Raw genomic sequence first — 11,692 nt, 5'->3', positions numbered from 1 at the left:
CGATCACGGGCCACCCGCACAACGTCATCGCGGAACTCACGGGGGTAGGGCTTGGGCACAGCAACATCCTTCCAGCCCGCCACCAGGGCAAGCCAACTCAGATGTCACCTATCGGTGCAGCAGACCCGCCCTTCGGCCAGTCGCCATGCTCAATCCGCCGGACGAAGACGAGGGATTCGGCTGGGTCCTGGCCGGTGACGCCGCGCTGGCCGACGCCACCGGTCAGGGGGAGCGTGAGTTGGCCGTCGCCCTGGCCCGGACCTTCGGGGTGCGGGCGCTGGTCGACGACGGTGGCAGCTACCCCGACCGCTGGGTCCTGGTCAGCACCGACGGCAGCAGTGGCCGGGTCCTCACCGACGAGGACGCTGCGTCCGACGGGCACCTGCGCGTGGTGCACGCTCTCGAACCGATCAGCGGTGAGCCGCAGCTCGCCGTCGTACCGCCGCCGGATTGGGCCCGCGACTGGTGAACAGCTAATCGCCTGCCGGCCGTCGCTGGAAGCGCTCAAGGATCGACGCCCTGCGGTATCCAGGCAGCTCGACCTGCACCACCTGGGTGAACTCCTGCCGCAGCGCTTCTAGGTGGACTGGATGGCCGGCGAGTTCAGCGCACAGATCAGCCAGCGGCCAGGCCGCGTAGTGCCCGTAACGAACCGCATAGATGGCAACCGAGTGCAGGGCGAAGGCATCGGAGTAGTCCAGCAGCACGTACCCCAGGAGCTGGTCCAGATCCTCCCGACGCAGCACCGCCGCTCGACTGCCGTCCGCCCGCGGCCTGGAACCCTGCCCCGCTTTGAAGTCCACAAGTATCCCGCCGACTATCAGATCCGCGTCGGCTTGGACGTCCGCGCTGCCGTCGAACGTTGAGCCGGTTGCGACCGGCCCGGCAGGCAGTGCCGGCAGCAGACACTCGGCCGCGACATCTCGCATTGCAATCAGGTCGGCGACCTCGTCCGCGTCGGCCAGCGCGAGCAGGTCCGTGGCGCTGCTGTCTGGACTGAGTCGCATCAAACGGGAGCCGTCAACGTTCCGCGCCCGGTACAGCTCTGCCAGCAGCGCCAGCGCGTACGAGACTCGCGCCCACCACTCGTCGGGCCGATCACCGAACCGAGTCGGGCGGATTGACCCGAGGTGATTGCCGCTGTTGTCGACCGCGCCCAGATCTCGCAGCAGTTCCAGGCCAGCCCGTCCGCACGGTGCTCGCCCTGAGCGCAGCCCCGCCACCGCGAGCCTCACCGACGGCGCTGGGTCGATCAGAAACCGCAACCACCAGTCGATAGCGGCGCCCTGCGTCCCGTGCGCAACCCCCGGCGACGGCAGCACCCGGGCCGGACCGGCAGCCTCCCGGTAGTCGGCCTGCACGCCCTGATGGTGCGGGAACGTCGACCGCAGCCAGCGAGCCACCGGGCTCTTGGCGTCTTTCACCTCACTGGTCAGCGTCGCCACGCCGTGAGCCTCTCTGCGGTGGGGCCGCCGGGCGGCAGGATCATGAGCCGATGTAGAGGCGAATCAGACTGAGGAAGTTGCGAAGCTTCGCCACCTCCGTGGGCCTGACTGGGTCCGGGTTGAAGTGCATGACGTTGTTGCGCACCTGGCGCAGCTCGTCCAGACGCGCGATGAACAAGGCGCGGTCCAGAGGCCACCCGAGCTGCCCCCAGCACGCGGCGTTGTTCAGCACGGCCTGGTACTGGCCGATTGACATCGAGTCCATCGACTTGAAGGTGAGCCGGGCTGCTACGCAGGCCTGCCGGACGGTTTCCTCGTCGAAGGTGTTCACGATCAGGTGTCGAAGCTCCTGGTCGATCTCGCCAATGAGGAAGAACGGTGTGGCCGTCTCGTCGTACTTGCGCACCACGTCGGCGGCCGTGACGATCCCGCTGATCTTCCGTTGGTCGTCGCGGACGAAGATGAAGCCGTGCTGCTGCAACGTGCCCAGTACGTCCAGCAGTCGGGTGTCGTAGTCGAACACCCGATCGCGGGCCCGGCGGTCGATGGCATCACTGAAGCTGGCACCCGGGTTCCGGTGCTTCGCGGCGGCAATCGACTCCCAGGAGACCGAGCCGTGGAGCTGGTGAGAGTTGGCAAGGACCGCGACCTGCGAATAATCGTTGATCTGCATGGCGGTGATCGCCTCTTCGAAGGTAGCCGAGGGCGCCACCGAGACCAGCGACATCCGGTGCGGGAAGAGGTTTTCCAGCGTCAACCCGATGTCGACGCTCTCTTCGCTCAATTCATCGGCGTTGGCCTCGACGGTGTCGCCGGCTCCGTCGTTCGCGTCTTCACTCTCCTCCTGCTCCGGCGGCGTGACGACCCGGATGATCCGGTCCAGGCTGACGGCTCGGAAGTCCGGGCTGGTGGTCAGGCCATGATTCGCCAGGTCCGCTTCGACCTGCGCGGTCGCCATTCGGTCCCGGTCCTCCAAGCCCCACAACCCGATGAACTCTCGAACGGTGAACGATCGGGGCTGCCCGGCTTCGGCTGCGGCCCGGGCACCCTCCAGCGTGGCGAAGCGGTGGCGGACTGCCTCCGCCTCATCCTCAGACGTCTCCCGGTCCGTGCTGACTTCCTTGGCGACGTCCTGAAGCAGTTCCAGCCGAAGTCGATGCAGGGTCGGACCATTCCGTCCCACCTGCCAGGCCGACCATCCCGCCACGGCTCTCCGTTTCGCCACCGTGGCACCCGCCCGGGAGGGAGTGCTGAATTCCCGGCCGTCAGGCAGCCGGAGCCTGCCACGGTCAGTCACCACAGCCTGGTGTGGGGCCTCGCCAATGCGCTGGTAGAAGAAGAGCTCCTCGCCTGGTTTGAGCCGTCCGGCGTCGATCAGGTCGGAGATTCGAACCCGGCGGCCGTTGAGGAGGTGCTTGCGGCGGGGCTGGGAAGTGCCGTTCGACGTCGCTACTTCGACTGCGTGCATTCCGTTGGTCTCGGTCACGGAGTATCTGCCCGTCCGTCGGATTCAGGTCGTCGCAGCGTAGATGTTGATCGACAGACGCGGGTGTCGCGAATCCGACTCACCCCGCCAGCGGGCTGTTGGGCAGGTCAACCCCGGTAAGGGGTGAAGTAGCATGCGGCGGTGATCCGCTCATGAGGCCGACCATCGCCGCCGACACACTGCGTCGGACCCTCACCCAGTACCTGACCACCACCTTCGGCCTGACCGAGGACGGCGTACGCCAGGGCCTGGAGGGCTTCCTCTCCCACCCGGAGCAGGGCATCTTCCGTGGCCCGTACCTGCGGATCCGCACCCCCTTCCGCCCGGCAGAGGGCGACTGGCGGGCGCACCTCGACTGGGCGCCGGCCGGTTTTACCCCGTACCTGCACCAGGCGAACGCGTTCGCCCGGTTGTCGACGAAGGGCAAGGCGGCCGAGCCGACCCTGATCACCACCGGCACCGGCTCGGGTAAGACGGAGTCGTTCCTGATCCCGGTGCTCGACCACTGCCGGCGACAGAAGCAGCAGGGCAAAGCCGGTGTCAAGGCGATCCTGCTCTACCCGATGAACGCCCTCGCGACGGACCAGACGCAGCGCATCAATGAGCTGCTTTCCGACCCGGCGCTCAGCCAGGTCACCGCCGGCCTCTACATCGGGGACGTCGCGGCCATCGAGTACCCGCACGTGTTCACCAAGCGGTCGGAGATGCGCCGCACGCCGCCGGACATCCTTATCACCAACTACAAGATGCTTGACCTCCTGCTCCAGCGCGCCGACGACCTGCCGCTCTGGGAGGGCGCCGAGCCGGCGTACGTGGTGCTGGACGAGTTCCACACCTACGACGGCGCGCAGGGCACCGACGTGGCGATGCTGCTGCGCCGGCTCGCCGCCGCGCTCGACCTCGACGAGCCGGAGAGGCCGCTCGGCCCGATTTGCCCCGTCGCCACCTCCGCGACGCTCGGTGAGGGCGGCGGCCGGGACGGTTGTACCGCGATCCGCGAGGTCGCCGAGCAGGTCTTCGGCGTTGCCTTCGACGCCGGGTCGCTGGCGGGGGAGGACCGGTACGGGGCCGGCGAGTTCGTCGCCCGCCAGGACTTCAGCCTGCCGCTACCTAGCCCGGAGCAGCTCGCCGCCGTCGACGACCGCGACCCCGAGTTGATGATGGCCGAGGTCGCCGAGCTGGTCGTCGGTGAGCGCTGCCTCGACGCCCCGACCCGACTCGGCGAGCTGCTCCGCCAGCATCCGTTGACGAAGGCGGTGCTCGACTCGCTCCAGGCGCGGCCATGCACGCTCGACGAGATCATCGACGTGCTGCCCCGCAAGAACGCCACCGGCTGGGGCAGCGTGATGAAGACCCCGCCGGAGATCACGGCGAAGGCTCTCGCCCGGTTCGTCGGCCTGCTCTCCATCGCGCAGAACCCGGCTGTTCCCGGCCGCCCGCTGCTCAACATCGAAACCCACCTTTGGGTACGCGCCGTCTCCCGCCTGCTTCGCGGCACCTCCCACGAGGCTGCCTTCGGTTGGTACGGCGAAGCGCCGCGCGAGCTGGACCCGTACGCCACCGATACCGACGCGGTCGTGGCCGACAATCGTTACCCACGGTTACCGGCCATCTACTGCCGGCACTGCGGTCGATCCGGCTGGATGGCGCTGTCGCCCGAGAAGGATCCACAGGAGCTGGAAACCGACCCCGACAAGATCTACCGCGCCAGCGTCGGTCGGGACAAGCGCCGGGTCCGCGCGCTGATCGCCGCGACCGACGACGAGGTACGCCAGCGCTCCCGAGGCCTGCTGGTCCTGGAGTACGGCCGTCGGGTGCGCCCCTTCGACGAGCAGCGCGACCGCAAGCCCACAGACGACGCGATCGTCGTGCTCGGCGACGTTCTCGACATCGACGGCGCAGAGAAGGACCGCTGCCCGTCCTGCGAACTGGACCACGGCATCCGCTTCCTCGGCGCCGGCCTGGCCACCCTCGCCTCGGTGGCGATCACGCAACTCTTCACCGGCGGGGAGTTGGACGAGGCCGAGAAGAAGACGCTGCTCTTCAACGACTCGGTGCAGGACGCCGCGCACAGGGCCGGTTTCGTCGCCAACCGGTCCTACTCGTTCTCGCTGCGGTCCCTGCTCGCCGGCCGGCTGAACGCCGGGGAGTCGATCGGGCTCGACGACCTCTTCGTCAGGATGATCGAGGAGGCGGCGAAGCCGGAGATCCTCTCCACCGTCGTGCCGCCGGACCTGCACGATCAGCCCGGAGTCGACAGCTTGCTCGCTGGCGAGCACAACGGTAGCCGGGAGACTTGGGAGCTGATCAGCGAACGGCTCGTCTTCGCCACCGTGATGGAGACCGGCTTGCGTTCGCGCCAGGGCCGCACCCTGGAGTTGACTCGTAGCGTGGCTGTCGAGGTGGCCCTGGACGATCCGGCGCGAGCCGCCGCGATCTGCCGGGACGTTCACCTCACCGGCCCCGGTCACCTGGCCGGAATGGCGCCGGACGACGCCCGCTACCTCGCCTTCCTCCGCGGTCTGCTGGAACGGCTACGGACCCGGGGCGCGGTGTTCCACGAGTGGCTGGCGCCGTACCTCAAGCGCGGCGGCACCCGGTGGCAGATCTGGGGCGGCCGGCCCGCCGGGATGCCCGCGTTCCCGAAGGGCCTGTCCGCGCCCGCGTTCCTGCTCGCGACGCCGAAGTCCCGCTCGGAATTCGACGTGATCACCGCGCGCGGCAACTGGTACCAGGACTGGACGTCGCGCTGCCTTGGCCTCGACTCCGGTGACGCTGCCGGGTTCCTCAGCCAACTGCTGCCGGCCCTCGCCGCAGAAGGCGTGGTCGCCGTTGGCGACACCGAGGACGGCAACAAGGTGTACGGGCTGATGCCCGGCCACCTGCGGGTGACCCGACTCGACGACGCGTCCGCCGTGACTGCCGGAGTCGGCTGCGACACCTGCCACTGGCAGCAGACCGAGCACCCCGACCGGGTGGCCGACTGGATCGGCCAGCCGTGCCGGCAGTACCGGTGTAGGGGCCAGCTCCAGGGGGCTCACGACGACAGCGCCGCCGACGACTACTACCGCCGGCTCTACCTGGACAGCCCGGTGTTCCGGGTCGTCACCGGTGAACACACCGGCATGCTGACCCGCGCCCAACGGGAGACGGTGGAGAAGCAGTTCCGCGACGGCGAGCGCTACACCGACCCCAACGTGCTCTCCTGCACGCCCACCCTCGAAATGGGCATCGACATCGGAGCCCTCTCCGCCGTGGTGCTGGCGTCCCTCCCGCACGGTCCGGCCAACTACGTCCAGCGGGCGGGCCGCGCCGGCCGCAAGAGCGGCAACGCGCTCGTGCTGACCCTGGTCGGGCGATCCGAGCGGGATCGCTACTACCTCACCGATCCCCGCGACATGATCGCCGGCCAGATCGTCCCGCCCGGCTGTTTCCTCTCCGCCGTGGAGATCCTGCGCCGCCAGTACCTCGCGCACCTGATCGACCTGGCCGCCCGTGGCCGCCTCGCCGGGGTGCTGCCGATGCCACGGCGGGCACACGTGCTGTTCGGGCCGACCGGCTGGCTGACCGGCCTCGCTGAGGCTGGTCGCCGCGACAGCGGACGGCTGGTGGAGGGCTTCCTGAGTTTGTTCGGGGACAAGGTCCTTCGCGCTGCCGCAGATCAACTGCGGGAGTTCGCGGCCGATGGCATCGTCCACCGGGTCAAGGAAGCCGACGAGGTCTGGGACTCCCGACTGGCCGACCTGCGGCGCCGGATGCAGGAACTCGCCGCCGCCCGGGGCACGCTGGTGCCCAGCGACCCGGACCACGCCCGCGAAATCAAGATGTTGAAGGCGGAGGAGGGTGCGGTCCGTCGCCGATTGCGGGAGGTCAGCGCGGCTGCCGCGCACGGCACGATGGTCGAGTTCGGTCTACTGCCGAACTACGCGCTCATCGACAGCCGGACCGACCTCGAAGCCACCCTGACCTGGGAGGACAAGGTCGACGGCGATCGCCGTTTTCACAGCGAACTGCGCGAGTACGCCCGCCCCGCCCGGCAGGCGCTGGTCGAGATCGCTCCCGGCAACAGTTACTACGTGCGGGGTTACAAGCACGAGATCTCGGGGCTCGACGTCGGTCCGACGGACCGGCCGGCGTATGAGCAGTGGCGGATCTGCGCCCAGTGTGGCTACGCCCGCACCCACCTCGCCAAGGAGGACACCAGCGCCTGCCCGCGTTGTCTGGACCCGGGCATCGCCGATCACGGGCGACTGTTCCAGGTCCTCCAACCGACCCGGGTGCTCAGCCGCGACAAGCGCGACGACGCCCGAATCCGCGACGACAGCGACGACCGTGACCGGCGCTTCTACGCGACCACCATCGCCGTCGACGTCGACCCGGCGAAGGTCGATTCTTCCTGGCGGCACGCTCACGACACGTTCGGTGTCGACTACAGCCGGCACGCGATGATCCGGAACTTCAACCTTGGAGCGCAGCGCTACGACCGGGCAGCTGAACTCTTCGCAGGCGAAGAGGTGCGGATCAATCGGTTCCACACCTGCACCGCATGCGGCGGGACCACGGTCGATGGTGCCCCGGCGGTAAGCCAACAACTCGCTGCGGAGACGTCCGGGTCGACCGTCCTGAAGGGCGCCGAGCACCACCGGCCCTGGTGCCCGTACCGGCGCTCGCCTGCCGCTGCGGACGCCCACGTCGATCTGATCCTCGCCCACGAGCTGGAAACCGAGGCGCTGCGCATCCTGATCCCGGCCGCGACGGCTGTGGTGCAGGAGCGCATCGCGTCGTTCGCCGCCGCTATCCGTCTCGGGATCGCCGCGCAGTACGGCGGGGACCCCGCCCACCTTCAGGCTGTGCCGGCCACCATGCCGGATGGGCAGAGCGACGGAACACGCAACTTCGTGGTCGTCTACGACACCCAGCCGCAAGGCACCGGTTATCTACACCGCCTCGCCAAACCGGAGGAGTTCCGGGCGGTCCTGGAGCTCGCGCGGCAGCGAATTGCCGACTGCGTCTGCCGAAACGAAGGCAGGGCGGCGTGCCACCGTTGTCTTCTGCGGCATGCGCGTAACGAGCACTTCGCCCTGATGAGCCGTGACGAGGCGTTGGGGATGCTGCACAAACTCCTCGACAACTGGGATGTCCAGGAGGGCACCCGCACGGACGAGATCTCGCTGATCCATCAGGTCGAGAGCGAGTTGGAGATGCGTTTCCTCACCAAGTTGCTGGCGCTTGGCGAGACACCCACCTCGGGCCTGCGGATCGAACCGCGCACCGATCATGACGGCGCCCGCATCGCTGACCTTCGGTTCGTCCGCGACAACGGCCAGAGCGTCACCCACTGGCAGATGAAACTGCAGAACACCGTTCGAGGCACCCGCCCCGACGTCCACTTCAAGCGCCTCGATGCTCCGTCGCCAGAGGTGGCGGTCTATCTGGATGGGTTCAAGTACCACGCCTCATCTCAGTACAACCGGCTCGCGGACGACGCCGAGAAGCGGGCCCGACTCCGCGCCCACGGCTATTTGGTCTTCGCGGCCACCTGGGACGACGTCAAGACCTGGGGGAGCGCGGAGGGGCAGGGGCGGTGGATTCCGTACGGCGGACTGAGCAAGCAGACCGCCCGGGAGAAGTTCCGTGGCCTGCTTCCTGGCGCGGATCCCGCAGAGCTTGAGGAGACGATCTGGGTCAATCCGATCGAACAGCTCATGCGCTTCCTCGCCGATCCTGATCTTGACCGTTGGCAGCGGCGGGCGGAGGCCGCTCTGTGGGGCATGCTCAAGCAGGCCCGGGACAACAGCACCACCGACTCTGCAGGCGTCGCGGAACGGTTGACCGCTGCTCTGCGTGGAAGATCTCTGCCGCCGTCGACCGCGCGGCACATCATGGTCGCCCGATCTCAGGACAACGCGGGCTGCCCGGTGACGATCGTCCTCGACGCGCGCAGCAAACCGATGCCGACGATGTCAGCTCTCGCCGTCATCGACGATCTGCCTGCCGCGGTCGCAGATGAGGGCCACAAGGACCGCTGGGCCGCGTGGCTTGCCTGGGGCAACGTCATCCAGTTCCTTGGCAATGGTGGCGGCGATGCAGGTCAGCTCGCCGTGTCCACACTTGATGCCTTCGAGCCGGCCTCGATGGCGGTCACTGAGGGCACCGGGCTCGTGCTCGCTCAACGCGCGTTGCCGCTTGACGAGGAGACGGCAACGTGGCTTGGCGTTGCGGCGCAGCCGGCGGCCGCCGAGCCCGAAACGCTCGACACGGAGTCGCCGTGGCGGGAAGTCCTGCGTTACCTGGACCCGGCCGAGAACACTCTGGATCAGCTGGTCCAGCAGCTCGCGCGGCAGGATCTGCCCGCACCGGTCGTCGGCTACGAGCTGGGCGACCAGGGTTGGCAGGCTGAGTTGGCCTGGCCCGACCGGCGGATCGCGATCGTGCTCACCGGTCCGTCCGACGACCCGGAGACGGAAGATCGCGACCGGGCGTACGCGGAAGCGGGCTGGCATGCCCGCACCGCTCGGGAGTGGTCGGTTGACGAGTTGGCCGCAGAGATCAAGGCGACGAGCGGGGGAGAAAGTCGATGAGCACCGGAGCAACAACCCTGCGGATGCTGGACCGGGCCGACAAGGAGGTCATGAAGCTCACCCGCGCCGACATCGGAGCGGTCTACGAGTTCATGCACAAGTTCCGGCACAACCCGGAGAACCCGGGGCTCAACCTGAAGGCGCTCAACAGCGACTCCCGGCTGATGTCCGCCCGGGTCAACAAGGACTACCGCGCGCTGCTGTTGCACATCTCCGAGCGCGACTACCTGCTCGTCGCGGTCAAGCACCGCGGTGAGGTGTACGACGACATCTCCCGGTACGCGTACCGCATCAACCGGATCACCGGCGGCATCGAGGTCATCGACATGGCGCCCGTTGGTGACAGCATCATCGGTCGGGTGGTGCCGCCGGACGTGGAACCGGAGCCCGCGCAGAAACCGCTCTTCGACACCTACACGGACGCGCAGCTGCTGGATCTCGGCGTATCCGAGCCGCTGCTACCACAGATCCGGGAACTGACCACCGAGGCCGAGCTGCTGGAACTGCTCGACAGGGCGCCGCAGCTCACCACCGACGTGCTCTTCGCGCTCTTCGACGGCACCCCTTACGACGACGTGCTGCAACAGGTCACGGACCCGGTCCGCGCCGACGAGCCGGTCGACCCCGAGGACTTCGAGGCGGCAGTGGAACGCCCCGCCACGCAGGTGACCACCGACGACGAGGCATTGCAGGCGATGCTCGGCGAGGCCTTCGAGCGGTGGCAGATCTTCCTGCACCCCACTCAGCGCAAGCTGGTCGAGCGCCGCTACAACGGCCCGGCGCGGGTTGGTGGTGGCCCGGGCACCGGCAAGACGATCGTCGCCCTGCACCGCGTGGCGCATCTCGCCCGGCAGTTGCCAGACGGAGCGGACAAGCCGATCCTGCTCACCACCTTCAACCGGAACCTGGCTGCCGACCTGCGGACCCGGCTCATGGCGTTGGGTGGGCAGGAGCTGGTGTCGCGTGTCGACATCGTCAACATCGACCGGTTGGCCAGCCGGGTGGTGGCAGAAGCCAAAGCGGGCGGAAGCCGCCGCGTGGTGGACGACAATCGAGTCCTTGAGCTGTGGGAAGAGTTCCTCATCGAGACCGGCGAGACCGCCTGGGAGGCGGAGTTCCTCGCCGCTGAGTGGACCCAGGTGATCCTCGGCCAGGTGCTCAACTCGCGGACGGACTACTTCAAGGCCCGCCGTCCCAACCGCGGTCGCAGCCTCTCCCGGATCGAGCGGGACCAGATCTGGCAGTTGACCGAGCGGTTCACCACCTGGCTGGAGAACCGAGGCGTCTGGACCTGGCGCCAGGTGGCACAACGGGCTGCCCGCCTCGAGATGGACCGCACGGCCCAGAACAACGGCGTCGCCGGCGAGTCGTCCGGCGGGTTCTACCGGCCGCGCTACCGCCACGTGGTGGTCGACGAGGCGCAGGACCTCAGCGCCGCCCACTGGAAGATGCTGCGTGCCATGGTCGCCCCAGGCCCCGACGACATGTTCCTCACCGGCGACACCCACCAGCGCATCTACGACAACCACGTCACGTTGAGCAGCCTCGGCGTCAACATTCGCGGTCGGTCGTCCAGGCTCACCCTGAGCTATCGAACGACCCGTCAGATCCTCGCCGACGCCCTGCAGATCATGACGGGGGAGGTGTACGACGACCTCGACGGCGGTGAGGAGAACCTGGCCGGCTACCGCTCGCTGCTGCGCGGCGGCCGACCGGTCTTTCGCGGTGCCACGACGTGGGCACAGGAGCGGGACCTGATCGTCGAGCAGTTGCACACTTGGGGCAGTCCGACGGACGGCTCGGTTGCCATCTGCGTACCGACCAAGGACCTGGCGGCGGACGTCATCAGCCGACTGGAGGCTGACGGCCTGGAAGTGGTGGAGATCGGCCCGGATGGCCCGAAGCGGCCTGACGGCGTGCACATCGGCACGATGCACCGATTCAAGGGCCTCGAGTACCAGCGCATGATCATCGCTGGGGTCAGCGACGGCCTGGTGCCTCGGCAGATGATCAGCAGGTACCGGGACGCTGACCCGAAGCGCTACCAGCGTGAACGCCAGCGCGACCGGTCGCTGCTTTTCGTCGCGGCTACCCGTTCGCGTGACGAGCTTGCGGTGTTCTGGCACGGCACGCCCAGTCCGTTCCTGACCGGGCGGCTCGTACAGCGACAGCTAGCCTGA

General features: G+C 68.2%; 5 protein-coding genes. 3 read left to right on the top strand and 2 right to left on the bottom strand.

The window, feature by feature from the left end; translation table 11 throughout:
- Positions 1–145: 145 nt before the first annotated feature.
- A complete protein-coding gene (locus tag FHG89_RS19715) occupies positions 146–469 on the top strand; it encodes a hypothetical protein (RefSeq protein WP_139585865.1) in 324 nt (107 codons plus the stop codon).
- Positions 470–473: 4 nt separating this feature from the next.
- Here FHG89_RS19715 and FHG89_RS19710 read toward each other — a convergent pair whose 3' ends face one another.
- Positions 474–1,445, bottom strand: a complete 972-nt coding sequence (locus FHG89_RS19710) for a hypothetical protein (protein WP_139585864.1) — start codon at positions 1,443–1,445, stop codon at positions 474–476.
- A gap of 40 nt (positions 1,446–1,485) precedes the next feature.
- Positions 1,486–2,931, bottom strand: a complete 1,446-nt coding sequence (locus FHG89_RS19705) for a restriction system modified-DNA reader domain-containing protein (RefSeq protein WP_139585863.1) — start codon at positions 2,929–2,931, stop codon at positions 1,486–1,488.
- Between the two features lie 152 nt (positions 2,932–3,083).
- Between FHG89_RS19705 and FHG89_RS19700 the strand changes: the two genes are divergently transcribed.
- Positions 3,084–9,512, top strand: coding sequence for a DEAD/DEAH box helicase (locus tag FHG89_RS19700; RefSeq protein WP_139585862.1), 6,429 nt, complete (start codon positions 3,084–3,086; stop codon positions 9,510–9,512).
- Positions 9,509–11,692, top strand: a complete 2,184-nt coding sequence (locus FHG89_RS19695) for a UvrD-helicase domain-containing protein (RefSeq protein ID WP_139585861.1) — start codon at positions 9,509–9,511, stop codon at positions 11,690–11,692. Before FHG89_RS19700 ends, FHG89_RS19695 begins: the two co-directional genes overlap by 4 nt.

The sequence above is a fragment of the Micromonospora orduensis genome (assembly GCF_006228125.1).
Taxonomy (GTDB): Bacteria; Actinomycetota; Actinomycetes; order Mycobacteriales; family Micromonosporaceae; genus Micromonospora; species Micromonospora orduensis.
This window is presented reverse-complemented; position numbering and strand designations above follow the sequence as displayed.